The following is a 23,378-nucleotide window of genomic DNA, read 5'->3' on the forward strand; positions in this document are numbered from 1 at the left end:
GTCTATTTAAGGTGATGAAATATTGCTCACCTTTAAGCTTACCCGATAATCCGGCGCAGGTTGATTTTTTGCCGGCACTTCTTGCGGTTCGACGCCGGCCAAGGTGAAGGTCAGTCCTTCCAGCGTGACGCTGGGTTTGCCGTTTGGCATGCTGTCGGACAGCACGAAGCTGCTGTTGGCGCCGTCGGGCTTGGTCAGCGTGAAGCTGTAGCTGATATAGCCGGCCCAGACGCAGACATCGCCGGTGCGGCAGCGGCTGTCGTTGACGCGTTCCAGCCGCACCACCGGCGCGGTCGCCGCCAGGGCGGGTGCTGCGGGTGACGTGGTGGCCGGCGTGATGGCGACGCTGCCGCCCTGGCGCAACACGTAGTTATTGCTGAAGCGCACAGGCGCGACACTGGCCTGGCGACCGGCGCCGGTGGCGGCGCCGCAGGCGTACAGCATGGCCATGATGGCGGCTAGCAAGGGCAGCACGATCAGTTGCCGCAATATTGTTTTTTTCACGATAGTCCTCCCTCGAAGTGGAAGCAAGCTTAACAAAAAGATCACGTCGGCGGCGCACGAACCGCGTGCTTGCAGCGCCGCATCAAACTAAGTCCGCGCACCTTGCCCAAGCTGCGTAGAATGTCTGCTTTGAATCAACCAGGACATATCATGAAAAAAACCGGCATGGCGAAAAGTGACGCCAAGAAACTGATGGGCAAGATGATCGCCCCAGGAGCGGGTTTCGGCAAGGCGGCCGACGTCGTCGACAAAAAAGAGCAACGCAAGCGTGATCAGGAATTGGGATTGGTGCCGTTCGCGGTCAAGCTGAACGGCGATCTGGTGCAGCAACTGCACACGCAATCCAAAGAGCGCGAGCTGGATATGAACCAGCTGGTAGCCGAGCTGCTGGCCAAGGGCCTGGCAACCTAAAACAAAATAAACCGGGGTCAGTTCCGGCATCGTGCCACGGGCTCTGCTGTAGCGCATCTACAGCAGAGCCCGTGGCACGATGCCGGAACTGACCCCGGTTTTTAAACGAACGCTGCCAGCGAACCCTTCATTTTCTTCAGCGCGGCCGATTCGATCTGGCGAATGCGCTCGGCCGATACGCCGAACTCGTCCGCCAGCGTGTGCAGCGTCGCGCCGGAGCCGTCGTCGTTGGCCAGCCAGCGCGCTTCGACGATGCGACGCGAACGTGGATCCAGCTTGCCCAACGCCTGCTCCAAGCCTTCCGATTGCAGACGGGTCACCTGTTCGGCTTCCAGCACGCGGGTCGGCTCGCTCAGATCCGACGACAGGTAGGCGATCGGGGCGAACTTGTCGTCTTCATCGTCGTTCGGCGATTCCAGGGCGATGTCGCGGCCGCTCAGACGGGTTTCCATTTCGATCACTTCTTCGCGTTTGACGTCCAGCGTCTTGGCCAATTGGTCGATTTGTGCAGGCGTCATCGCGTCCAGGCCGGTCTTGTGACTGCGCAGGTTGAAGAACAGCTTGCGCTGTGCCTTCGTGGTCGCCACTTTGACCAGACGCCAGTTTTTCAAGATGTATTCATGCATCTCGGCCTTGATCCAGTGCATCGCGTACGACACCAGGCGCACGCCCTGGTCCGGGTCGAAACGCTTGACGGCTTTCATCAGGCCGATATTGCCTTCCTGGATCAGATCGGCGTGCGGCAGGCCATAGCCCAGGTAACCGCGGGCGATCGACACCACCAGGCGCAGGTGCGACAGCACCATTTCCTGGGCGGCGCCCAGATCGTTGTTTTCTTTCAGACGCTTCGCCAGCGACATTTCATCGGCGTGCGTCAGCATCGGCAGGCGGTTGACGGCCGAAATGTAGGCGTCCAGGTTGCCCAGGTTGCCAGTGAACCCGAGTCCCAAAGCACTATTGTTGCTAGGTACCAGCGCGGTCGGTGCGTTCATTATCATTCCTTCGCTCGATGTATGACTGTTGCTGCAGAGAACTCTATTGCTCTTCAGTTCAAGTATATTAGCACTCTCCTTCGTTGAGTGCCAATCACCAAAAATCTATAGGCCCGATAGTGAAAATACTATGGGGTTTCTAGGCATCATGGCTTCTTTTAAACAGCATGCGCGCCGGAGCTTAGGCCTGACTTAATCTTAGGCCGGGGAAGGGAGCCCTTCCGTGCGTGGACGCACCGAAGGGTGGAGGGGACTAGTTCAGTTTGGACAGGTGGCGTTGCACGGACAGCAAGGCGCCGATCAGGCCGAGGCCGGCGGACAGCGCCAGCAGGCCGCCCATCGCCAGCGGCGGCAGCGGCGCCAGCTGGAATTCGGAGGCGTACAATCTTGCAAATTCGGCAATCGCCGTGTTCAGCGGGCGCAGCGCCAGCGTCACCGCGCCCAGCGCCAGGCCGCCGGCGCACAGGCCCAGCAGCGCGCCGGTGTAATAGAACGGGCGGTGGATGAAACTGTCGGTGGCGCCGATCAGCTTGGATACCAGGATTTCCTCGCGCTGCGTCATCACCTGCAGGCGGATGGTGTTGAAGATGACGGCGATCACCACCGTGCCCAAGGTCGCCGCCAGCAGCAACAGCGCCAGCCGCAGCACATTGATCAGCGCGGCCAGGCGCTTGACCCAGGCCGAATCGACCTGCACCGTGTCGACGCCGGGCAGGGCGCGGATCTCTTCGGCCAACTGGTCGACGTCGCCGCCGGCCTGGGCGTTGCGGAAGGCGTCCAGCTTCAGCACGTAGCTGTCCGGCAGCGGGTTCTCGCCCAGCGTGGTCAGCACGTCGGCCAGGCCGCTTTTGGTTTTCAGGTTGTCCAGCGCTTTTTCGCGCGGCGTGAAGACGATCTTGGCCTGCTTGTCCTTGACTGTCTGGCGCAGCAGCACGGCCATGCCTTCGGCCTGCTCGCGCGGCGTGTCCTGCTTCAGGAACACGCTGATCTCGGGATCGACCGACAGCTGCTCCGACATCGGCCGCACGTTGTCGAGCAGCGTCACGCCGGTGAACGGCAACGCCAGCGCGATCGCCACCACCAGGATATTGAACAGGAAACCGCCCGGCGAGCGGCGCAGGTGGACCAGCGCGGCGGCCAGCGCGTAGCGGTGTTGGCGGAACCAGTACGTCATGCCGCCACCTCCAGTTGGCCGTGCTTGAGATGGATGACGCGCGCGGCGGCGTCCAGCATCTGCTCGTCGTGACTGGAGATCAGGCAGGTGACGCCGACCGAGTGGAAGGCCTTCAGCGCGTCGAGCACCTTGTTGGCGCTGGCGCGGTCGAGGTTGGCGGTCGGCTCGTCGGCCAGGATCACTTGCGGCCGGTTGACGATGGCGCGCGCGATCGACACGCGCTGCTGCTCGCCGCCCGACAGGGCCAGCGGCTGCGAGTCGGCGCGGTCGAGCAGGCCGACCTTGTCGAGCGCGGCGCGGGCGCGCTGCTCGGCCTGGTGACGCGAGGCGCCGGTCACCAGCAGCGGCATCATGACGTTGGCCAGGATGTTGCGGTCGGTGAGCAGGCGCTGCTGCTGGAAGATCAGGCCGAGGTTGCGGCGCAGGAAGGGCACGGCGCTGGACTTGATCTTGGCGATGTCCTGGCCGTTGACGATCACCTGGCCGGCGCTGGGGCGCTCCATGGCGGCGATCATTTTCAACAGCGTGGATTTGCCGGCGCCGGATGGGCCGGCAAGGAAGACCAGTTCGCCTTTCTCCACCGTGAACGAGACGTCGCGCAGCGCCATCGCGTCGGGGGAGTATTGTTTCGAGACGTTCCGGAATTCAATCATAGAGGGCTTATCCGAGCAGGGCTTCAACAAATTCGGCAGCCACGAAAGGCTGCAGGTCTTCAATCTTTTCACCGATGCCGATGAAGTACACCGGTACCGGCCGCACGCGCGCGATCGCCGCCAGCACGCCGCCCTTGGCGGTGCCGTCAAGCTTGGTGATGATCAGGCCGGTCAGCTTGAGGGCGTCGTCGAAGGCTTTCACCTGCGCCAGCGCATTTTGCCCGGTATTGCCGTCGATCACCAGCAGCGTTTCGTGCGGTGCGCCGTCCATGCCCTTGCCGATGACGCGCTGGACTTTCTTCAGCTCTTCCATCAGGTGCAATTGGGTCGGCAGGCGGCCGGCGGTGTCGATCATGACCACGTCCAGGCCCTTGGCCTTGCCGGACTGCACCGCATCGAACGAGACAGCGGCCGGGTCGCCGGACGCTTGCGAGATCACGGTGATGTTGTTGCGCTGGCCCCAGACCATCAATTGCTCGCGGGCGGCGGCGCGGAAGGTGTCGCCGGCGGCCAGCAGCACCGATTGGCCGTGCGACTGCATGTGCTTGGCGAGCTTGCCGATGGTGGTGGTCTTGCCGGCGCCGTTGACGCCGGAGATCATCATCACCGTCGGCTGGTGGCGGCCCAGCTCGAACTTGCGTTCCAGCGGCGACAGCAGGTCGATCATCAGTTGCTTCAGCGCGGCCTTGACGGCGGCGGCGTCGAGCAGCTTGTCGTCCTTGACCTTTTGCCGCAGCGCGTCGAGCAGGTATTCGGTGGCGTCGATGCCGGCGTCGGACATCAGCAGCGCCGCTTCCAGTTCCTCGTACAGCGCCTCGTCGATCTTGGCGCCGACGAACAGGATCGACAGGTTGCTGGAGGTTTTCGACAGGCCGGCCTTCAGGCGCGACATCCACGATTGCTTCTGCGCCGGCTCTTCGATGGCGAACAGCGGCTCGGGATCGGACGAAGCGGGCAGCGCGGGAGTGGGGGCGGACGCCGGGGCGATGACCTCGGGCACTTCGGGGGCGACGGGTTTTTTCTTGAAGAAACTAAACATGGATGTGTGGTTGGGGGCGCTTCAAGCTGATGCCCGGCAGCGCCGGACACGGGGAAAGATTGGTATTTTACCAGAGCGCTAACCCGCACCCCCAACCGGAAGGGTCAGACCCCGTACGGGGTCTGACCCTGGGCTGAGCGCCGTGCGGGGTGGTCAGCCGGCGGCGGCGTTCACATGGCGCATGCGCCATTCGGCGATGGCGCCGGAGATGTCGGCCAGCGCGAACACCCGCACGAACGGCGGACGCCGCCGCTTCAGCGCGGCGTTGCCGCCGCCGGCCCACAGTTCGGCGCCGCCGGCCAGCCGCGTGTGCAGCTCGGCCAGCCCGTCCAGCGCCTGGCGCGGATTCATCGCCACCGAGAACGACAGCGCGATGATGTCGACCCGCTGCACCCGCGCCGCTTCGACGATGTCGAGCAGCGGCGTCTGCACGCCCAGCGAGATGCAGTGCGCGCCTTCGGCCACGCACATCGCCTCGGCCATCAGCAGGCCCAGGCCGTGACGCTCCTGCGGCAGGGTGGTCAGCATGATGCGCGGCGCGCCGGCGTTGCTGCTGCTCGCTTGCGGCATGGCGAAGATCGCGCTGCGCATCACCACCGTCAGCGACTCCGTATATAAATGCTCTTCGAACGTGGCCAGCGCGCCGCTGGCCCAGGCTTCGCCGACCAGCGCGGTCAGCGGCGCCACCAGCTCGGTGACGAAACTCTTCAAGCCCATCATCAGCAAGGCCTGCGACAGCTTGCGGCGCAGCGCTTCCATTTGATGGCTTTTGCACAATTCCAGATAAGTTTGCAGCTCGGGCGCGGCCGCCGTCGTGCCGTTGGCGGCGCCGGTGGCCTTGCCGGTCAGCGCCTGCAATTCGTCGGCGCTGTACTTGATCACCTTGCCGGGACGGAAGCCGAGGTCGATCAGCCGCTTGACCAGGCGCAGCTTGTGGACCTGGTCGATGGGATAGACGCGCTCGCCATTCGGATCGCGCAGCGGTTGCGGGAAGTCGTAGCGACGCTCCCAGACGCGCAGCGTTTCCTTGGCCACGCCGGTATCGCGCTCGACGTCGCTGATCGTGCTGGATACTGGTTGTAAGGAAGCTTTAGTTGTCATCAGGCATTAAACGGCTGCTGTTTTGGGCAGTCGCGAGGGGTTGGCACGGGGTCCGGGTGCACATGCGTTTTCGACCATTGCGTCTTGGCGCGACCTGCATTTTACATTCGTTTCGACTGTGAAAGTTACTGCATCCGATACCGACTTTGTTGCGTATAACTTTCGGTTAGGAGCTTGTCCACGACACACAGTTGACATCTAGAACTAATTAACTGATTATCGTCTTTGCCCTAGTTTTGTCCAGGACAAAATTATTTCAACCAGGTGAAAAATAATGAAGATAGCTGTTGTAGGTAGCGGAATTTCGGGTTTGTCCTGCGCTTATCGTCTGGTGGAGGCGGGCCATCAGGTCAGCCTGTTCGAGTCCGGCAGCTACTTCGGTGGCCACAGCAATACCGTCGACGTGACTTTCGATGGCATCACGCATGGGGTCGACACCGGATTCCTGGTGTTCAACCACCAAACGTATCCGCGCCTGACCGCCTTGTTCGAGGAACTGGATGTCAGCACGGCGCCCAGTGATATGGGCTTCTCCGTCAAGTTGCCGACGGGCGGGCGCATGCTGGAGTGGGCCGGCGGCAATCTGGACCAGGTGTTCTGCCAACGCGGCAATCTGTTCCGTCCGGCTTTCCTGCGCATGCTGCGCGATATTCTTCGGTTCAACCAGGCCGCCACCGCGCTGGCGCGGGGCCGGACGCCGAAGATGAGCCTGGGTGCTTATCTGCTGGAACAAGGATACAGCAGCCAGTTCCGCGATTGGTATTTATTACCGATGGCGGCGTGCATTTGGTCTTGCCCCTCCGAGCAGATGCTCGCTTTTCCGTTGGCCAGCTTCGTGCAATTCTGCCATAACCATGGCCTGCTGCAAGTGAACGACCGGCCGCAGTGGCATACGGTGCTCGGCGGTTCGCGCCGCTATGTCGAACGTATGCTGCAGGCGATACCGGATCGTCATCTGAATACGCCGGTGCTGGCGCTGGCGCGCGGCCCGCAGGGCGTGCTGCTGACCACCGCCTACGGCGAACAGCGCTTCGATGAAGTGGTGCTGGCCTGTCACAGCGACCAGTCGCTGGCCTTGCTGGCCGACGCCAACGGCTTCGAGCGCGGCGTGCTGGGATCGGTGCGCTACCAGACCAACCGCGCGGTGCTGCACACCGACACCGGCTGCCTGCCGGCCGAGCGCAAGGCGTGGTCGGCGTGGAACTACCAGGGCAGCGGCGACGGCGACGGACCGCAGCGCGTGTGCGTGCACTACCTGTTGAACAAGTTGCAGCCCTTGCCGTTCGAGCAGCCGGTGATCGTGTCGTTGAATCCCTTGACCGAGCCGGCGCCGGGCAGCGTGCTGCGCGAGTTTTCGTATGCGCATCCAGTGTTCGATGCGGCGGCGGTGGCGGCGCAACAGCGCCTGCACGATATCCAGGGCCGCAACAAGATCTGGTTCGCCGGCGCATGGACCGGTTACGGCTTCCACGAGGACGGCCTGCGTTCCGGCCTGGCGGTGGCCGACGCCATCGCCGCGCGTCAGCGGGTGGCCCGTGCGGCCTGACGCCATCGCGTCTTCGCCTGCGCCGCAGCTGTGCTTCGGCCAGGTGCGGCATCTGCGTCTGCGGCCGGTGCGGCACGGCTTCCGCTATGGGATGTATTTCATCCGGCTACCGTTGCGCAGCCTGGGCGCCGGCGATTTCGGCTGCCGTTTTTTTTCGCGCAACCGCCGCAACCTGCTGTCCTTCCACGACAGCGATCATGGCGACGGCCGCCAGCCTTTGCTGCAATGGATAGACGGCCTGCTGGCGGCGCAAGGCGTGCACGACGCCGACGGCGAAATCTGGCTGCAGACCATGCCGCGCGTGCTGGGCTATGTGTTCAATCCGGTGTCGTTCTGGTTTTGCCACCGCCGCGACGGCGCGCTGCGCGCCATCGTCGCCGATGTGCACAACACCTTCGGCGAACGCCATTGCTATCTGCTGGAGACGGGCGGCGCGATCGGCGTCGCCGAGGAGCTTGCGGCGCGCAAGATTTTTCATGTGTCGCCGTTTTGCGAAGTGCGTGGCGGCTATCGCTTCCGTTTCTTCGCCGGCCGGCGCAGCGCAGGGCCGCACGCCGGCAGCGAGCAGACGCTGGCCTGCATCGACTACGACGACGGCGACGGGCCGCTGCTGGAGACCAGCCTGTCCGGCCGCGCCACGCCGCTCAACGACCGCAATGCGATGCGCGCTTTCTTCACGTTCCCGCTGATGACGTTCGGCGTGATGGCGCGCATCCACTGGCAGGCGCTCAAGCTGTGGCTGCGCCGCGTGCCGTTCTTTTCCAAACCTGTACCGCCTGAACAGAAGGTGTCACGATGAATACCAAATCCCTGGGCGCCATGACGCCGATGGCGAACCACACAGCGGCCAAGCCGCCCGCCTCCGCGCGCTTGATCATCAAGATGCTGCAAGGCTTGAAGCATGGCGCGCTGCTGCTGCAACGGCCGGACGGCGCGTATCAGCTGTTCGGCGACGGTTCGTTTCCGATCGTGCTGGAGCTGAAGAACTGGAAGCTGTGCGGCGCGGCGATGCGTTCGGGCGATATCGGTTTCGCCGAATCGTTCATCGCGGGCGACTGGAAGACCGATAACCTGGTGGGGCTGATCGAGCTGTTGATCCGCAACCGCGACGAGATCGAGCAACTGGTCTATGGCAGCTGGTGGGGCAGCCTGCTGTATCGGCTGAAGCATCTGATGAACCGCAATTCGCGCGCCGGCAGCCGCAAGAACATCCATGCACACTACGATATCGGCAATGCGTTCTATCAGCTATGGCTGGATCCGACGATGACGTATTCCAGCGCGATCTTCCGCCACGGCGACGGCGGCGACCTGGCGGCGGCGCAGATGGCGAAGTATCGCCGCATCGTCGGCCAGCTGGATTTGCAGCCGGGTGCGCGGGTGCTGGAGATCGGTTGCGGCTGGGGCGGTTTCGCGGAGACGGCGGCGGGCGAGGCGGGGGCGCATGTGACGGGGTTGACCTTGTCGACCGAGCAGCTGGCGTATGCGCAGCAGCGGCTGGCGAAAGCCGGCTTGGCCGCGTCGGCCGATCTGCGGCTGTGCGATTACCGCGATTGCGAGGGGCAGTTCGATGCCGTCGCGTCGATCGAGATGTTCGAGGCGGTTGGCGAGAGTTATTGGCCGAGCTATTTCGAGTGCGTGGCGCGCAACCTGAAGCAGGGCGGGCGCGCCTGCATCCAGACCATCACCATCGACGATGGTTTGTTCGAGCGCTATCGGAAGGGGACCGACTTCATACAGCAATACATCTTCCCGGGCGGGATGCTGCCGTCGCCGTCGGAGTTCCGCCGCATGGCGGGCCTGCACGGTTTGCGCGTGGCAGATGAGTTCCGCTTCGGGATCGATTACGCGGACACGCTGCTGCAATGGCGCCGCAGTTTCCTGGCGCAGCGCGAGGCGGTGGCGGAGCAGGGCTTCGATCAGGGCTTCATGCTGACCTGGGAGTTCTATCTGGCGTATTGCGAGGCGGCTTTCCGCGCCGGGAATACCGATGTGATGCAGTTCACCCTGGTCAAGGACTAGCCGTGCGCGCGTTGCTGCGGTGGTGTCTGTGCGCGTTGCTGCTGGCTTCGGGGCCATTGCATGCTGCGCCGGATTACGTGACGCAGGAGTTGGGCAATCCGCGTTTGTCGGGACAGGGTACTTTTACCTGGTTCGGCTTGACGATTTATTCGGCCGAGTTGTGGGTGGGGCCGCAGGGGTACAGCGCGACCGCGCCGCTGGTGCTGGACCTGCGCTATGCGCGCTCGCTGAGCGGCCGCAAGATCGCCGAGGCCAGCGTCGATCAGATGGAGAAGACCGGCGCCGGCAGCGAGGCGCAGCGCGCCGCGTGGTTGCAGAAGATGAAGGCGATTTTCCCGGATGTGCAGGAGGGCAGTCGCTTGAGCGGTGTGTTCCTGCCGGGGCAGGGCATGCGCTTCTACCGTGACGGCAAGGAGTTGGCGATGGTGGCCGATCCGGCCTTCGCGCAGGCCTTCGTCGGCATCTGGCTCGATCCCGCGACCAGCGCGCCGAAGCTGCGCGCGGCGCTGTTGCGCGACGCGGCGCCCAGGCCGTGAGGCCGCTGGCGCGGGCTGCGATGTTTTTTTACGGCGTGTTCGGCATGCCGTTGGCGATGCTGGCGCTGCCGATCTATGTGTATGTTCCGCAGTTTTACGCGCAGCGCGGCGGGCTGACGCTGGCCGTGATCGGTGCGGCGCTGCTGGCGGCGCGCACGGCGGCGGCGTTCGTCGATCCGTTGTTGGGGTGGTGGATCACGCGGTCGGGTGGGGCGTATCCGAGGTTTGTGCTGATCGCGTTGCCGTTGCTGCTTGCAGGGTATGCGGCGCTGTTTCATCCGCCGGTGCTGGCTGGCGGGCTTGCGCTGGGTTGGTTTCTGGGGGCGCTGATGTTGGTGTACACGGGCTTTAGCCTGGCAACCATCGCGCATCAAAGTTGGGGTGCGGCGCTGACGCAGCAACCGGGAGAACGCGCGCGCGTGGCGGCGGTGCGCGAGAGCTGCGGCCTGCTCGGGGTGATGACGGCGGCCGCGGTGCCGGCCGTCTTCGGCTACGACGTATTGAGCGTGACCTTCGCCGTCGTGCTGCTGGCCGCCGCCGCGCTCCTGCTGCGCAAGGCCCCGCGCCCACCGCGCGCCTTCGCCACTCCCGCCGCCCACGCCGCCGCCGCCGCCGCTGCCGCCGCCCGCGTCGTTGCGGGCCCCGCCGCCGTCGCCGCCGCCCACGCCGACGCCGACGCGAACGCGGCCGACCACGCAGCCGCCGGCGTGCGACTTGGCTTCTCCGCCGCGCTGGCGCCGTTCAGTCAGCGCCGCTTTCGCGTGCTGTTCCTGGTCCTGATGATCAACGGCGTCGCCGCCTCCATCCCGGCCACGCTGTTCCTGTTCTTCGCTGAAGACCGCCTGAAACTGGGCGCAAACGCCGGCTTGTTCCTGCTGGCGTACTTCGCCAGCGCCGCCGCCTCGATGGCCGCATGGCCAGCGATCGCGCAGCGCGTCGGCGAAGCGCGCGCCTGGGCAGGCAGCATGCTGCTGACCGCCGTGGTCTTCATCTGGGCCTGGGGCCTGGGCCCTGGCGACGCGATCTCCTACGCCATCATCTGCCTGCTCTCCGGCCTGGCGCTGGGCGCCGATCTCGCACTGCCGCCGGCGCTGCTGGCCGGCGTCATCGCCCGCGCCGGCGACAGCGGCCAGCGCGAAGCCGCCTATTTCGGCGTCTGGAACTGGGGCGTGCAAATGACGCTGGCGCTGGCCGCCGGCGTCGTGCTGCCCACGCTTGAATGGCTGGGCTACGTGCCCGGCACCGGGCAAGGACTGGGCGCGCTATCGTTCGCCTACGCCTTGCTGCCCTGCTGTCTGAAACTGCTGGCCGCCGCACTGCTGTGGCGCGCCCCCTTGCGCGATTGTTGAACAGGAGCCGACCATGAACCCACCACGCCTTTGCGCCGCCATATTGATCGCCGCAGCATTGCTGACCGGCTGCGCAACCCCGGTGCAACCGGAACACTACGCGCAGCAATCGCCCAAGCTGGATATCCAGCGCTACTTCAACGGCACGCTCGACGTGCACGGCATGTTCCAGGATCGCAGCGGCACGGTGCAAAAGCGCTTCACGGTCCTGATGCGCTGCCATTGGGACGGCGACGTCGGCACGCTGGACGAAGAATTCAGCTACTCCGACGGCAGCAAACAGCGCCGCGTCTGGACCTTGCGTAAAACCGCCCCCGGCCGCTACACCGGCACCGCGCCCGACGTGGTGGGCGAAGCCAGCGTGGACGTCGCCGGCAACGCCATGCGCTTGCGCTACGTGCTGGCGCTGCCGGTCGACGACAAGGTGTACAACGTCGACTTCGACGACTGGCTGTACCTGATCGACGACCGCGTGATGCTCAACCGCGCCTCGATGAGCAAGTTCGGCTTCGGCCTCGGCAGCCTGACGGTCGCCTTCAACCGCCGCGAAGCGCAGGTGCCGCAATGAGCATGAATCCCGTCGTCGGCAGCTGGGCCGGCAAATACGTATGGATCATCGGCGCCTCCACCGGCATCGGCGCCGCCACCGCGAACGAGTTGCAGAGCAAAGGCGCGCAGGTGGCGATATCGGCGCGGCGCCAGGCGGCATTGGAGGAACTGTCCCAGTCACGCATGCTACCGCTGGCGCTCGACGTGACCGACCACGCCAGCGTGCTCGCGGCGCGCGACGCCATTCTGGCCGCATGGCCGCGCATCGACCTGGTGCTGCTGGTGGCCGGCGGCTACAACGAAATGCGCGCCGACAGCTTCGACCTGGCCGCCGCCAACCGGCTGATCGACCTGAATCTGCGCGGCGTCTTCAACTGCCTCGACGCGGTGTTGCCGATGCTGCTGAAGCGGGGCAGCGGCGGCATCGGCATCGTCGGCTCGGTGGCCGGCTACGGCGGCTTGCCGAAAGCGCTGGTGTACGGCCCGACCAAGGCCGCCCTGATCAACCTGACCGAATCGCTGTACTTCGACCTGCGGCCCAAAGGCATCGCGGTGTATCAGATCAACCCCGGCTTCGTCGACACGCCGCTCACCAAGGGCAACGACTTTCCGATGCCGGAATTGATGACGGCCCCGGACGCCGCGCACCAACTGATACGCGGCATGGAGCGCGGCGAGTTCCACATCCACTTCCCAAGGAAATTCACCAACAGCCTGCGGCTGGCGCGATTGCTGCCGTACCGGCTGTACTTCTGGCTGATCGCCAAGGTCACACGGCTGTAATCAGGCCAGCCACCGCATGAAGCCGAGGCTGAGCGGCACCGTCAGCGCCGCCAACCCCGTTTGCAGCGTGATCAGCGCCGCCATCAGACGCGTATCGCCGCCCATCTGCCGCGCCATGATGTAGGCGTTGGGCGCGGTCGGCAGCGCGCAGTAGAAGCAGGCGGCCAGCGCCACCGGCGCCGATACCGCAAACATCAGGCACACCTTGGCCGCGAACAGCGGCAGCGCCAACAGCTTGAGCACCGAGGTGAAGCCCAGCGCCACCGGCCGCAGCCCCTGCATCGAAAACACCAGACCGCTGCCGACGCAGATCAGGCCCAGGCACAGCGCCGCGCGGCCGAGGATGTCGAGAGTGTTCATCAACGGCGCCGGCAGCGCCAGCCCGGACAGGCTGAACCCCACGCCGGCCAACGTCGACTGGATGATCGGATTGCGCGCCAGCGTGGCGGCGACGCGCGCCGCGTTGACCGGCGTGCCGCTCCACCACGACAGCGCGATCACCGAGATCACGTTCACCGCCGGCAGGCACAAGGCCAGCGACAGCATCACCAGCGCCGCCGTCGGCGGCTCGAACAGCAGCGCCGACACAGCGACGCCGAAATAGGTGTTGGGCCGCACCGCGCCTTGTACCACCGACGACCGAGAAGCGTCGGGCAGGGCGCGGGTCAGCAGCAGGCCAAGCACCGAGGCGACGGTCACCAGCGCCGTCGGCAGCAGCGTCGCCAGCGCCAGCTCGCCGACCTTGGCCGAGTGGAAATCGAGCCGCGCGGTGCCGGCGAACAGCAGCGCCGGAAAGGCGATGTTGTACGAGAACTTCTCGATCGACGGGAAGAATTCTTCCGGCAGCCACTGGTAGCGGCGGATCGCCACGCCCAGCACGATGATCAGGAAGACGGGGAGGATGGCGGCCAGCATGCTCAATCCGCCGCGATGCCGGATGGGCCGATGCGCTCCGCGTTCGGCGCGTCCGAGATGCGGATGCGGATCAGGTGGCGCTGCGGATCGGTGTACTTGGCGCGGCCGTGCAGCGTGCGCTGGTTGTCGGCCCACAGCAGCGTGTCGTCCGGCAGCTGGCGCTTGAAGCGCGGGGCGCGCAGCTCGATCACCTCGTTGAGCAGCTCGACCGCGGCGCGCACCGGCGCGGTGTCGAGGTCCGGGCGCGCGGTCAGGCCCTTGAGGATGGAATCGTAGCGCCAGCGCATCGCCAGGCCGCTGTCGAATTGCGCCGGGCGGTGGAAAACGGTCGCCAGCTGGACTTCGATCTGGTCGTCGTTGGCGGCGTACACCGACGGCACGCGGAACGGCAGCGGCGTCGCGCTCAGCAGCGCATAGGCGGCGCGGCCGGCGTCGCTGGCGTGCAGGGCGCGGTAGATGTCGTCGACGTCGATCAGCAGCGATTCGCCGCCGCCGCAGCGGGCGGCCGCCACCACGTACAGCAGAAACTGCTCTTCAGGCATCGGATAGAACGAAGAGTCGGTATGCATGTCGGCGCCGCCGACGCGCTCGGAAAAGGTCACGAAGCGCGATTGCTGGCCGCTGTCCGGCCGGGCACGCACATCCCAGGCGACACGTTTGGTGCGCTGGTCGGTCGAGGTCGGGAAGCCGAGGCATAGCGCGATCGCGTACAGCACCGCGTTGCGTCGCGCTTCATCGAGGCCGGCCAGGCCGAGGTTGGTGATGGCCATGCCGCGCGCGTCGCGGCGGCCGATCATGCGGACCAGCTTGCCGAGCGCGGGCACCGCCTGCAGCTCCTGTTGCAGACGCACCTCGTGCGGGTGCGGATAAAAGCCGTTGCCATTGAAGTCGCTGAAGTAGCGTGCCACGAGCGCGACGATGGCGGCCAGGTCGTCGCCCCAGGCGAAATCGCGTGCCGCCACGACGACGGCGGGTTGCGGGTGGTTGAGCATTGCAAGCATGGTGCGTTCCTTGAAAATATTGCCGTATGGAAAAATAGTTGCGCATAGTTACCCAACTCGGCCAAGGAATCAATAGGAAATATTGCAATGCAGCATTACGGTTTTGGTTAAGAAGTAAGGTATTCGTCTATGAAAACCATGGACTTTTGACAGGTTTATGAAACTTCTTTAACACCAAAGAATCTTTCGCCTGACGTTCTTATAACAAATATGTCTCTAAGGAAACTACGTAGATGTTCCGTAAAGTGTGTGCAAGATGGCAAAGAAGATGCTGTTTATTCGGCAATGCCAATTCCCGGTTTTCCCTGTGCAGACGCGGCCCCGGGAAGCGCCGGACGGGGCGGATAAGCGATATTTAGTCACCGCCAGCAAAAAATATTGCAATGCATTAGTATTCGTTTCCTTGTGGAAACTACATACCACTTGCATTTCCGGCAATCCCCTTGAGGGCTCGCACACGGATGCGCCCAGCCCTTGCTCAACTGAGCGCCCTCTTTATAGGAATAGTTATCATGAAATGGTTACAACAGCTGAAGCTGGCGACCAAGCTCGGCTTGGCTTTTACCGTAGTACTACTGCTGACCGCGATCGTCGGTCTGTTTTCGATCGCCAAGCTGGCCCAAGTCAATGCCACCGCGACCGAACTCAGCGAACGCTGGATGCCGGCCACCCGCGTGGTGCAGGATCTGAAATCGCAAATCGCCCGGGTACGCACCCGCGAATTCCAATACATCATTTCCAGCGATCCACTGGAAATGGACAAGTACGACAAGGTCATCGCCAACGACTTGGTGGATTTGGCCAGGATGCAGGCCGAATACACCAAACTGATTCGCACGCCGGAAGAGCGCGCGATGTACGACGAGTTTCTGAGCATGTGGGACCGCTACATGGCGGAGGACGCCAAGATCCGCAAAGCCGCGCGCGATGACGACGACGCGGCCGCCAAGGCGCTGATCCGTGGCGAATCGAACAAGCTGATCGTGTCGCTGCGCGGCCAGGTCGACAAGCTGGTCAAACTGTACGGCGACGGCGGCATCGCCGCCGCCGCCGCCGGCAACGCCACCTATGCGTCGGCCCGCGTTTGGATCATCGGCCTGCTGGCCGGCAGCGTGGTGCTCGGCGCGCTCGGGGCCGCGCTGATCACCAACTGGCTGGTCAAGCGCCTCGGCGGCGAACCCGACTACGCGGTCGAGATCGCCAACCAGATCGCCGCCGGCCAGTTGTCGGTCGATGTGCGCACCGCGCCGAACGACCGCAGCAGCGTGCTGTTCGCGATGAAATCGATGCGCGGCAGCCTGGCCCAGATCGTCGGCCAGGTGCGCGCCGGCACCGACACCATCGCCAGCGCCTCGGAACAGATCGCCGCCGGCAACACCGATTTGTCGGTCCGCACCGAGCAGCAGGCCAGTTCGCTGGAGGAAACCGCCGCCTCGATGGAGCAGCTGACCAGCACCGTCAAGCAGAACTCGGCCAGCGCCGGCGAAGCCAACCGGCTGGCGCTGAACGCCTCCGCCATCGCCCAGAAGGGCGGCGCGGTGGTGTCGCAGGTGGTCGACACCATGGGCTCGATCAATGACTCGTCGCGCAAGATCGTCGACATCATCGGCGTCATCGACGGCATCGCTTTCCAGACCAATATCCTGGCGCTGAACGCGGCGGTCGAGGCGGCCCGCGCCGGCGAACAGGGACGCGGCTTCGCGGTGGTGGCGACCGAAGTGCGCAGCCTGGCCCAGCGCTCGGCGGCGGCGGCCAAGGAAATCAAGGGCTTGATCGACGATTCGGTCAGCCAGGTCGCGACCGGCAGCAAGCTGGTCGCGCAGGCCGGCACCACCATGGAGGAAGTGGTGGTCAGCGTGCGCCGCGTGACCGATATCATGGGCGAGATCACCTCGGCCGGCCACGAGCAGAGCGCCGGCATCGAGCAGGTCAACGCCGCCATGGCCGATATGGATGCCGTCACCCAGCAGAACGCCGCGCTGGTGGAAGAGGCCACCGCCGCTTCGCACAGCATGCAGGAGCAGGCCGCCGCGCTGGCGCAATTGGTGTCGGTGTTTCAGCTGGGCGGCCAGCAGGCCAGGCCGCTCCGCGTGGTCGCCGGCGGCGCCCGCCAGGTGACGGCGATCGCGCCGCCGCGCGTGGAGATACGCCGCCGGGCCTGATTTATTAGTTGAATTCATGCGATGCAAGCGAACGCAGCGCGTCCGTTCGACCGGATCTTGCCGGGATTTGCAATATTATTTGTGTAAAATGTGGCCAAAAAACCACAGGTAGCATTTTCTTACAAATGCGTAATGCGAGGCAACACCTTGCATGCGACGCCAAATTTATTGCACAAATTAGGGGCCCTCACTAGGGGCAAAGTTGGTTTAAGCCCGCTTTTGGTGCGAAAAAGGAAGAGCCCCACGCGCGTAGTTGTAAGCTTATTACCATTTGGTAGAGGCGGGGTTCCCGGAGGTTCGATATACAATGGCGTCAGAAATAGCAATGTGGCTATTTTTACTTGGTCCGACGACGGTGTGGCAGAGCGAACAAAAATCGGTCGCACCGTTCGGAAACTTGAGCTGGTTTTCGCTTGATCGGCAGGAAATATTGCGATGCGGTAAAATGCCGCTGTTTTGAAAATCTAACAAGCGCAAGCGCGGTCAACATGAACGCTTTTACACTTGATGGAGACGCGAAGCATCAGTATAGTGCCGCCTCCGACGCTCACGAAGCGTCGCGATAAAGCCGGCGACGATGAAATCGGCCGCAACTTAAGTGAATGCGTCCCAAGGTTGGGATCGCAACGTGGCAGCTGGGGAGTTTGCCCTCACGCACAGACGGCGCCTTGATGGCGCCGATAAGCACCGAATTAAGCCGCCATACTAGCTTTACTTTTTAGCATTACAAACTGAAGGAAATACATAATGAAAAAATCCCTTATCGCTGTTGCCGTACTGGGCGCAATGAGCTCCGCAGCGTTCGCGCAATCGAACGTAACGATCTACGGTATCCTGGACGCCGGTATCGTTAGCGAGCGCGGCGGCGCAGCCGGCACCACCACCAAAGTAACGAGCGGCGCGGCTTCGGCTTCCCGTATCGGCTTCAAAGGCACCGAAGATCTGGGTGGCGGTCTGAGCGCAATCTTCAAACTGGAAACCGGCGCGCGTATCGACACCGGCGCCCTGGACAACACCAACAACGTGCTGTTCAACCGTGAAGCCTATGTCGGTCTGTCGTCGAAGACCGCTGGTACCCTGACCCTGGGTCGTCAGTACACTCCGTACTACGAAACCCTGCGCGACGTGGGTGACCCGTTCGCCATGGGCTATGCCGGTACCGCCAAGAATCTGTTCCCAGTGGCCAGCTTCATGACCCGTAACGACAACGCTGTTGTCTACAAAACCCCTAACCTGCAAGGCTTCACCGGCGCTGTTTCGTACAGCCTGGGCGAAACCGCTGGCGACACCACCGCTAACCGTCAAGTCGGCGCATCGCTGGGTTACAACAACGGTCCTCTGAACGTTGCAGTTGCTTACAACAGCAAAAACAACGACACCGCCACCGTGAAAACCAACGGCATCGGCCACAACGCTCTGATCGCCGCTAACTACGACTTCAAAGTCGTTAAAGTGTTCGGCGCTTACAGCAAAGACAAAGGCCTGAACAGCGCGCCGCTGAACGGTCCAGCTACCGCCTACAGCACCACCCCGTTCATCGCCAGCAAAGACAGCAGCGACGCGCTGCTGGGTCTGACCGCACCAGTTGGCGACACCGCCGGCACCGTGATGGCTTCTTACATCCGCAAGGACGACAAAGAATTCAACCGCGATGCTGACCAGTGGGCAATCGGCTACTCGTACGCGCTGTCGAAGCGTACCAGCACCTACGTTGCTTACGCCAAGATCAAGAACAAGAACGGCGCCGGCTACACTGTTGGTAACAACAGCGAAGGCGGTACGGGCGACAAGGCCTTCAACTTGGGTCTGAAGCACTCGTTCTAATCTGATCATTCAGAGTTAGAATCAACAACGGCTGCCTGGTGCAGCCGTTGTTCATTTCTGAAAGCCGACATCCATGACGAAGACACGACATGCCCTGTTTGCAGGCGCGATCCTGCTGATATCCTGCGCCGTGCTGGCCGCGCCCAAGAAGACGGTGCGCAAGCCCGCCAGCCTGCCGCGCTATGGCATGGTGGTGTTTTCGGATCTCTGCATCCACAACGACAGCGGCGAATACGGCGGCCAGCGCATCACGCTGCAGCGCTTCGCCGAAGTCGACACGGTGTTGTATGAATACACGGCCGGCGGCTTGAGCTGGCCGGTGGTGGCCAGCGACGTGAACATCGATCCGCGCGGGCAGCAGCTGTATTTCACGGTGCGTCCGCCGGACGAGGATGAGCGCACCATCAGCGGCAAGCTGGCCGACGGCGGCAAAACGCTGGTGCTCGATGGCGGTTATTGCGGCGACGAGGCGGTGCCGATGCGGCTGCCGCTGGTGGTCGACTACGGCCGCAAGGCCGGCACCTGCCGCGCCTGCCCCGAGCCGAAACAGAAAAAAGAAGAAAAGACGGACAAGCCGCTGCTCGACAACGAACCGAATACGACCGCCAGCCTGTAGGCCGGCGGCCGCCGCGCCTTATCTGGCGGCCTTCGCCGCCAGCGCGTTATCGCGGATGGTGTCCAGCGTGGCGCCGGGCGTGATCAGGTTGCCGTCATAGCGCAGCTCGATCAGTGCCGGCAAATTCTTGCCGTTGGCGTGCGCCAGCGCGCGTTCCAGCGCCGGGCCGAATTGTTCGGTCGCGGTCACCACCTCGCCATGCGCGCCATACGCCGCCGCCAGCGCGGCGAAATCCGGATTATGCAGCTCCGTGCCGGAGACACGGCCGGGATAGTCGCGCTCCTGGTGCATGCGGATGGTGCCGAACATGCCGTTGTTGAACACGATGATGACCACGCCGGCCTGGTACTGCACGGCGGTGGCCAGCTCCTGGCCGTTCATCATGTACTCGCCGTCGCCGGCGAAGGTGATCACGGTGCGCTGCGGCGCGATGATCTTGGCGGCGACGCCGGCCGGCACGCTGTAGCCCATCGCGCCGCTGGTCGGCGCCAGCTGCGTGCGCATGCCGCCGTAGCTGTGGAAGCGGTGCGCCCAGGTGGCGTAGTTGCCGGCGCCGTTGGTGATGATAGTGTCGTGCGGCGCGATCTTGTCGATCTGCCGCACCACCTGCCACAAGTCCAGCGGCGCCTTGCCGTCCTTGAAGATGGCCGGCTGTTCCCGCCATGCCGCGTACTCGGCGCGCGCTTCGGCGATGGCGCCGGCCCAGGCCGACGCGTCGACCGGTTCCATCGCCGCCAGCATCGCCACCACTTGCGGCATGCCGCTGTTGATCATCACCTCCGCCTGATACACGCTGCCCAGTTCCTCGGCGTCCGCGTGGACGTGGATCAGGCGTTGCGCCGGCACCGGCGCGGCGATCAGCGTGTAGCCGCCGGTGGTCATCTCGCCCAGGCGCGGGCCGATGGCCAGGATCACGTCGGCGTCGCGCACGCGCGCGGCCAGCTTCGGATTGATGCCGATGCCGACATCGCCGATGTAGTTCGGGTGCGCGTTGTCCAGCAGATCCTGGAAGCGGAAGGCGCAGGCGACCGGCAGCTGGTTGGCTTCGGCGAAGCGCTGCAGGTCGGCGCAGGCCTGTTCGTTCCAGCCGCCGCCGCCCAGCAGGACCAGCGGGCGTTTCGCGCCGGCCAGCATGGCGCGCACGGTGTCGATCTGCGCGGCGGCCGGCGAAGCTTGCACCGCCTGGTAGCGGCGCGTGTCGGCCACCGTTGCCTGCTCGATCAGCATGTCCTCCGGCAGCGCCAGCACCACCGGGCCGGGCCGGCCGCTGGTGGCGACCTGGAATGCGCGCGCCAGGTATTCGGGAATGCGGTCGGCGCGGTCGATCTGCGCCACCCACTTGGCCATCTGGCCGTACATGCGGCGGTAGTCGATTTCCTGGAACGCCTCGCGGTCGGTGAAGTCGTTGCCGACCTGGCCGATGAACAGGATCAGCGGCGACGAGTCCTGGTAGGCGGTGTGCACGCCGATCGATGCGTTGGTGGCGCCGGGGCCGCGGGTGACGAAGCAGATGCCGGGCTTGCCGGTCATCTTGCCGTAGGCGTCGGCCATGAAGGCGGCGCCGCCTTCCTGGCGGTTGATGATGAAGCGAATGTCGGAATCGTGCAGCGCGTCGAGCACGTCCAGGTAGCTCTCGCCGGGCACGCCAAAGGCGGTGTCGACGCCGTGGATCTTCAGGGCGTCGACCAGGATCTGGCCGCCGGAGCGGGATGGTTGCGTCATGGTGCAGGCCTTATCGGGTGAGGTATGCGTCATTCTAAGGCGGGGGCGAAGGTGGAGCTTTTCAAATGGCGACACCAAATTACAGATTTAGCGGGCGCGCCACCCCGCAAACCGGAGACGTGGGGTCGGACCCAAAGGGTCCGACCCCTGCGGCCGCCTTGCGGGTGAGGGCATCTGTTACAATACCGCCTGAAGCAAGCCAGACAGCCGCTGGCCAGCGCGTAATGCCTGGCGGGAGGAAGGTCCGGACTCCATAGAGCGGGGTGACGGTTAACGGCCGTCCGCTGAAAGCCTTTCGGGGTATAAGGCGAGGAATAGGGCCACAGAGACGAGCGTATTAAGTTACGGTGAAACGCGGTAACCTCCACCTGGTGCAATTCCAAATAGGCACGCGATGATGCTGCTCGCGGAGCGTGCGGGTAGGAAGCTTGAGCGCTGGAGTAATCCAGCGCCTAGAGGAATGGCTGTCATAGCGCAGGTTCGCCTGCGCCGTAACAAAATCCGGCCTATCGGCTTGCTTCAACTAATAATGATTTCGCGGCGGCCGCCGGATCGAAGCGCACGCTGCGTCGACCGGGGACTTCGCCGATGAAAAAATACATACTGGCCTTGGATCAAGGCACCACCAGTTCGCGCGCCATCCTGTTCGATCATCAGGGACGGATCCTCGGCAGCGCGGCGCAAGAGTTCCCCCAATATTTCCCGCAGCCCGGCTGGGTCGAGCACGACCCGGATGAGATCTGGCACAGCCAGCTCGCCGTGGCGCGCAAAGTCCTGCTGGACCACCATATAGAGAGCAACCAGATCCTCGCCATCGGCATCGCCAACCAGCGCGAGACCACCGTGGTGTGGGACCGCGCGACCGGCGAGGCGATCGCGCCGGCCATCGTCTGGCAGGACCGCCGCACCGCCGACACCTGCGAAGCGCTGCGCGCCGCCGGCAAGGCCAAAAAAATCACCGACATCACCGGCCTGGAGCTGGACGCCTACTTTTCCGCCACCAAGCTGCAATGGCTGCTGGACCACGTGCCCGGCGCGCGCGAACGGGCGCGCAAGGGCGAGCTGGCCTTCGGCACCGTCGACAGCTGGCTGGTGTTCAAGCTGACCGGCGAGCACGTCACCGACGTCAGCAACGCCTCGCGCACCATGCTGTTCAACATACACCTGATGCGCTGGGACATCGACCTGCTGCATCTGTTCGACATCCCCGAGGAGATGCTGCCGACGGTGGTGTCGTCGAGCGAGGAGGTGGGCACCACCAGGGCGTCGCTGTTCGGCGCGGCGATTCCGGTGGCGGGCATCGCCGGCGACCAGCAGGCGGCCACCTTCGGCCAGGCTTGCCTGAAGCCGGGCATGGCCAAGAACACCTACGGCACCGGCTGTTTCATGCTGATGCAGCTGGGCGGCCATCCGGTGGCGTCGCACAACCGGCTGCTGACCACGGTGGGCTGGCGGGTCGACGGCGCCACCGGTTACCTGCTCGAAGGCAGCGTGTTCATGGGCGGCGCCACGGTGCAATGGCTGCGCGACGGACTGGGCATCATCGCCAAGTCCAGCGACGTCGAGGCGCTGGCCGCCAGCGTGCCGGACAGCGGCGGCGTCTTCATGGTGCCGGCCTTCGTCGGCCTTGGCGCGCCGCACTGGGATCCGTACGCGCGCGGTTCGCTGACGGGACTGAGCCGGGGCAGCAACCGCGCCCACATCGCGCGCGCCGCGCTGGAGGCGATCGCCTACCAGAGCGCCGAGCTGATGGCGGCGATGCAGAAGGATGTCGAGGCGTCGCACCGCTCGCTGCCGCTGATCGAGATGCGCGCCGACGGCGGCGCCGCCCGCAACGACCTGCTGATGCAATTCCAGGCCGATCTGCTGGGCGTGCCGGTGCTGCGGCCGCAGGTGACCGAAACCACCGCGCTGGGCGCCGCCTACCTGGCCGGGCTGGCGGTGGGCTTCTGGGACAGTCAGGAGGAAATCGCCGCCCAATGGGCCTGCGAGCGCCGCTTCGAACCCGCCATGGGCCCCGACCAGCGCGCCGCGCTGCTGGAGCGATGGGCGCGCGCCGTCGAACGCTCGAAATCCTAGTTTTGATGGGCGTATAATAGTGGCTTCAGTGCGGGCGATGGCCTATAATTTGTATAGACAAGTCGTCCGCCGCAGCATTAAAGCAGGTGAAGTTAGGCATGGTTGTTAAAGGTTTTCTGAAGGTTCTCATTCCGCGTAATTGCGCTATCGGCGCGACATACTGGCACTATCCTCCCCAAAATCCCGATTTTTCGCTCCCCGCACCAGCGACCTCGACCGTTGTCGATTTGCTACTGCAATGTTGGCGATCTGCAACTATATGCTTTTATTTCACTATTTTATTTAAGTCATTTTCATGGCTAAACACATGTGCATAGATGAGGTTGCACATTCATAGTCTGACATAAGTACTTAATTTATCGGACTATTTTATTTCTACCCGGCTTCAAGGAATCACGCT

Annotated in this window: 21 protein-coding genes and 1 other RNA gene; 13 read left to right on the forward strand and 9 right to left on the reverse strand. The window is 64.0% G+C overall.

Going from position 1 to position 23,378, the window contains the following annotated elements:
* Positions 1–6: 6 nt before the first annotated feature.
* Positions 7–504 carry a hypothetical protein gene (locus GW587_RS16085; protein ID WP_166105005.1) on the reverse strand — a complete coding sequence of 166 codons (498 nt, stop codon included), beginning with the start codon at positions 502–504 and terminating at the stop codon, positions 7–9.
* A 150-nt stretch (positions 505–654) separates the two neighbouring features.
* On the opposite strand from GW587_RS16085, the gene GW587_RS16090 reads away from it, so the two are divergent.
* Positions 655–915, forward strand: coding sequence for a hypothetical protein (locus tag GW587_RS16090; protein WP_166105007.1), 261 nt, complete (start codon positions 655–657; stop codon positions 913–915).
* Positions 916–1,016: 101 nt separating this feature from the next.
* On the opposite strand, the gene rpoH is transcribed toward GW587_RS16090, so the two are convergent.
* The 5 genes from rpoH to GW587_RS16115 all read right to left on the reverse strand — a co-directional run bounded on the left by rpoH (position 1,017) and on the right by GW587_RS16115 (position 5,874).
* Positions 1,017–1,907, reverse strand: a complete 891-nt coding sequence (gene rpoH, locus GW587_RS16095; RefSeq protein WP_207393520.1) for an RNA polymerase sigma factor RpoH — start codon at positions 1,905–1,907, stop codon at positions 1,017–1,019.
* A 253-nt stretch (positions 1,908–2,160) separates the two neighbouring features.
* On the reverse strand, positions 2,161–3,081 hold the full coding sequence (ftsX, locus tag GW587_RS16100) for a permease-like cell division protein FtsX (protein WP_166105010.1): 921 nt from the start codon (positions 3,079–3,081) through the stop codon (positions 2,161–2,163).
* Positions 3,078–3,734: a cell division ATP-binding protein FtsE gene (gene ftsE, locus GW587_RS16105; RefSeq protein WP_166105013.1), complete on the reverse strand. Its 657-nt coding sequence runs from the start codon at positions 3,732–3,734 to the stop codon at positions 3,078–3,080. The genes ftsX and ftsE overlap by 4 nt, the downstream gene beginning before the upstream one ends.
* Positions 3,735–3,741: 7 nt before the next feature.
* The gene (gene ftsY, locus GW587_RS16110) at positions 3,742–4,773 is read right to left on the reverse strand and encodes a signal recognition particle-docking protein FtsY (protein WP_166105015.1); all 1,032 of its coding nucleotides are present in this window, start codon (positions 4,771–4,773) and stop codon (positions 3,742–3,744) included.
* A gap of 153 nt (positions 4,774–4,926) precedes the next feature.
* Complete coding sequence (locus GW587_RS16115) at positions 4,927–5,874, reverse strand: MerR family transcriptional regulator (RefSeq protein ID WP_166105018.1); 948 nt, start codon at positions 5,872–5,874, stop codon at positions 4,927–4,929.
* 274 nt (positions 5,875–6,148) lie between these two features.
* On the opposite strand from GW587_RS16115, the gene GW587_RS16120 reads away from it, so the two are divergent.
* Genes GW587_RS16120 through GW587_RS16150 form a run of 7 tightly spaced genes read left to right on the forward strand, consistent with a single transcriptional unit; the run spans position 6,149 to position 12,659 of the window.
* A complete protein-coding gene (locus tag GW587_RS16120; RefSeq protein ID WP_166105021.1) occupies positions 6,149–7,420 on the forward strand; it encodes an NAD(P)/FAD-dependent oxidoreductase in 1,272 nt (423 codons plus the stop codon).
* Positions 7,410–8,219 (forward strand): DUF1365 domain-containing protein, encoded by an 810-nt coding sequence (locus GW587_RS16125; protein ID WP_166105023.1) that lies wholly within the window; start codon positions 7,410–7,412, stop codon positions 8,217–8,219. The genes GW587_RS16120 and GW587_RS16125 overlap by 11 nt, the downstream gene beginning before the upstream one ends.
* Positions 8,216–9,442: an SAM-dependent methyltransferase gene (locus tag GW587_RS16130; protein WP_166105025.1), complete on the forward strand. Its 1,227-nt coding sequence runs from the start codon at positions 8,216–8,218 to the stop codon at positions 9,440–9,442. The genes GW587_RS16125 and GW587_RS16130 overlap by 4 nt, the downstream gene beginning before the upstream one ends.
* Before the next feature lie 2 nt (positions 9,443–9,444).
* Positions 9,445–9,978 (forward strand): chalcone isomerase family protein, encoded by a 534-nt coding sequence (locus GW587_RS16135; RefSeq protein ID WP_371875603.1) that lies wholly within the window; start codon positions 9,445–9,447, stop codon positions 9,976–9,978.
* Positions 9,979–9,998: 20 nt separating this feature from the next.
* Entirely contained in the window at positions 9,999–11,327 is a 1,329-nt protein-coding gene (locus tag GW587_RS16140; RefSeq protein WP_166105026.1) for an MFS transporter, read from the forward strand.
* A gap of 13 nt (positions 11,328–11,340) precedes the next feature.
* Positions 11,341–11,895 carry a DUF3833 domain-containing protein gene (locus GW587_RS16145; RefSeq protein ID WP_166105027.1) on the forward strand — a complete coding sequence of 185 codons (555 nt, stop codon included), beginning with the start codon at positions 11,341–11,343 and terminating at the stop codon, positions 11,893–11,895.
* A gap of 2 nt (positions 11,896–11,897) precedes the next feature.
* Complete coding sequence (locus GW587_RS16150; RefSeq protein ID WP_166105579.1) at positions 11,898–12,659, forward strand: SDR family NAD(P)-dependent oxidoreductase; 762 nt, start codon at positions 11,898–11,900, stop codon at positions 12,657–12,659.
* Here the strand turns inward: GW587_RS16150 and GW587_RS16155 are convergent, their stop codons facing one another.
* Positions 12,660–13,574: an AEC family transporter gene (locus GW587_RS16155; protein WP_166105029.1), complete on the reverse strand. Its 915-nt coding sequence runs from the start codon at positions 13,572–13,574 to the stop codon at positions 12,660–12,662.
* A gap of 2 nt (positions 13,575–13,576) precedes the next feature.
* On the reverse strand, positions 13,577–14,575 hold the full coding sequence (locus GW587_RS16160; protein WP_166105030.1) for a TauD/TfdA family dioxygenase: 999 nt from the start codon (positions 14,573–14,575) through the stop codon (positions 13,577–13,579).
* Positions 14,576–15,087: 512 nt separating this feature from the next.
* Between GW587_RS16160 and GW587_RS16165 the strand changes: the two genes are divergently transcribed.
* The 3 genes from GW587_RS16165 to GW587_RS16175 all read left to right on the forward strand — a co-directional run bounded on the left by GW587_RS16165 (position 15,088) and on the right by GW587_RS16175 (position 19,177).
* Positions 15,088–16,737 carry a methyl-accepting chemotaxis protein gene (locus GW587_RS16165; protein ID WP_166105031.1) on the forward strand — a complete coding sequence of 550 codons (1,650 nt, stop codon included), beginning with the start codon at positions 15,088–15,090 and terminating at the stop codon, positions 16,735–16,737.
* A 747-nt stretch (positions 16,738–17,484) separates the two neighbouring features.
* Positions 17,485–18,561, forward strand: a complete 1,077-nt coding sequence (locus GW587_RS16170) for a porin (protein WP_166105033.1) — start codon at positions 17,485–17,487, stop codon at positions 18,559–18,561.
* A gap of 73 nt (positions 18,562–18,634) precedes the next feature.
* Entirely contained in the window at positions 18,635–19,177 is a 543-nt protein-coding gene (locus tag GW587_RS16175) for a hypothetical protein (protein ID WP_166105034.1), read from the forward strand.
* A gap of 18 nt (positions 19,178–19,195) precedes the next feature.
* On the opposite strand, the gene GW587_RS16180 is transcribed toward GW587_RS16175, so the two are convergent.
* Complete coding sequence (locus GW587_RS16180) at positions 19,196–20,899, reverse strand: thiamine pyrophosphate-binding protein (RefSeq protein ID WP_166105036.1); 1,704 nt, start codon at positions 20,897–20,899, stop codon at positions 19,196–19,198.
* Between the two features lie 191 nt (positions 20,900–21,090).
* On the opposite strand from GW587_RS16180, the gene rnpB reads away from it, so the two are divergent.
* Both rnpB and glpK read left to right on the forward strand, forming a co-directional pair.
* An RNA gene (rnpB, locus tag GW587_RS16185) (RNase P RNA component class A) lies at positions 21,091–21,424 on the forward strand.
* Positions 21,425–21,487: 63 nt separating this feature from the next.
* Positions 21,488–22,978, forward strand: coding sequence for a glycerol kinase GlpK (glpK, locus tag GW587_RS16190; RefSeq protein ID WP_166105037.1), 1,491 nt, complete (start codon positions 21,488–21,490; stop codon positions 22,976–22,978).
* Positions 22,979–23,378 lie beyond the last annotated feature (400 nt).

The organism is Duganella aceris (assembly GCF_011090165.1).
In the GTDB taxonomy this organism is placed as follows: Bacteria; Pseudomonadota; Gammaproteobacteria; order Burkholderiales; family Burkholderiaceae_D; genus Rugamonas; species Rugamonas aceris.

Bases quoted from the DNA above. Each gene is read 5' to 3' on its own strand.
- ftsX (WP_166105010.1), bottom strand. From the start codon at position 3,081: ATGACGTACTGGTTCCGCCAACACCGCTACGCGCTGGCCGCCGCGCTG.
- rpoH (WP_207393520.1), bottom strand. From the start codon at position 1,907: ATGAACGCACCGACCGCGCTGGTACCTAGCAACAATAGTGCTTTGGGA.
- glpK (WP_166105037.1), top strand. From the start codon at position 21,488: ATGAAAAAATACATACTGGCCTTGGATCAAGGCACCACCAGTTCGCGC.
- ftsE (WP_166105013.1), bottom strand. From the start codon at position 3,734: ATGATTGAATTCCGGAACGTCTCGAAACAATACTCCCCCGACGCGATG.
- GW587_RS16170 (WP_166105033.1), top strand. From the start codon at position 17,485: ATGAAAAAATCCCTTATCGCTGTTGCCGTACTGGGCGCAATGAGCTCC.
- GW587_RS16175 (WP_166105034.1), top strand. From the start codon at position 18,635: ATGACGAAGACACGACATGCCCTGTTTGCAGGCGCGATCCTGCTGATA.
- GW587_RS16140 (WP_166105026.1), top strand. From the start codon at position 9,999: ATGTTTTTTTACGGCGTGTTCGGCATGCCGTTGGCGATGCTGGCGCTG.
- GW587_RS16145 (WP_166105027.1), top strand. From the start codon at position 11,341: ATGAACCCACCACGCCTTTGCGCCGCCATATTGATCGCCGCAGCATTG.
- ftsY (WP_166105015.1), bottom strand. From the start codon at position 4,773: ATGTTTAGTTTCTTCAAGAAAAAACCCGTCGCCCCCGAAGTGCCCGAG.
- GW587_RS16180 (WP_166105036.1), bottom strand. From the start codon at position 20,899: ATGACGCAACCATCCCGCTCCGGCGGCCAGATCCTGGTCGACGCCCTG.
- GW587_RS16090 (WP_166105007.1), top strand. From the start codon at position 655: ATGAAAAAAACCGGCATGGCGAAAAGTGACGCCAAGAAACTGATGGGC.
- GW587_RS16120 (WP_166105021.1), top strand. From the start codon at position 6,149: ATGAAGATAGCTGTTGTAGGTAGCGGAATTTCGGGTTTGTCCTGCGCT.
- GW587_RS16115 (WP_166105018.1), bottom strand. From the start codon at position 5,874: ATGACAACTAAAGCTTCCTTACAACCAGTATCCAGCACGATCAGCGAC.
- GW587_RS16130 (WP_166105025.1), top strand. From the start codon at position 8,216: ATGAATACCAAATCCCTGGGCGCCATGACGCCGATGGCGAACCACACA.
- GW587_RS16160 (WP_166105030.1), bottom strand. From the start codon at position 14,575: ATGCTTGCAATGCTCAACCACCCGCAACCCGCCGTCGTCGTGGCGGCA.
- GW587_RS16165 (WP_166105031.1), top strand. From the start codon at position 15,088: ATGAAATGGTTACAACAGCTGAAGCTGGCGACCAAGCTCGGCTTGGCT.
- GW587_RS16150 (WP_166105579.1), top strand. From the start codon at position 11,898: ATGAATCCCGTCGTCGGCAGCTGGGCCGGCAAATACGTATGGATCATC.
- GW587_RS16155 (WP_166105029.1), bottom strand. From the start codon at position 13,574: ATGCTGGCCGCCATCCTCCCCGTCTTCCTGATCATCGTGCTGGGCGTG.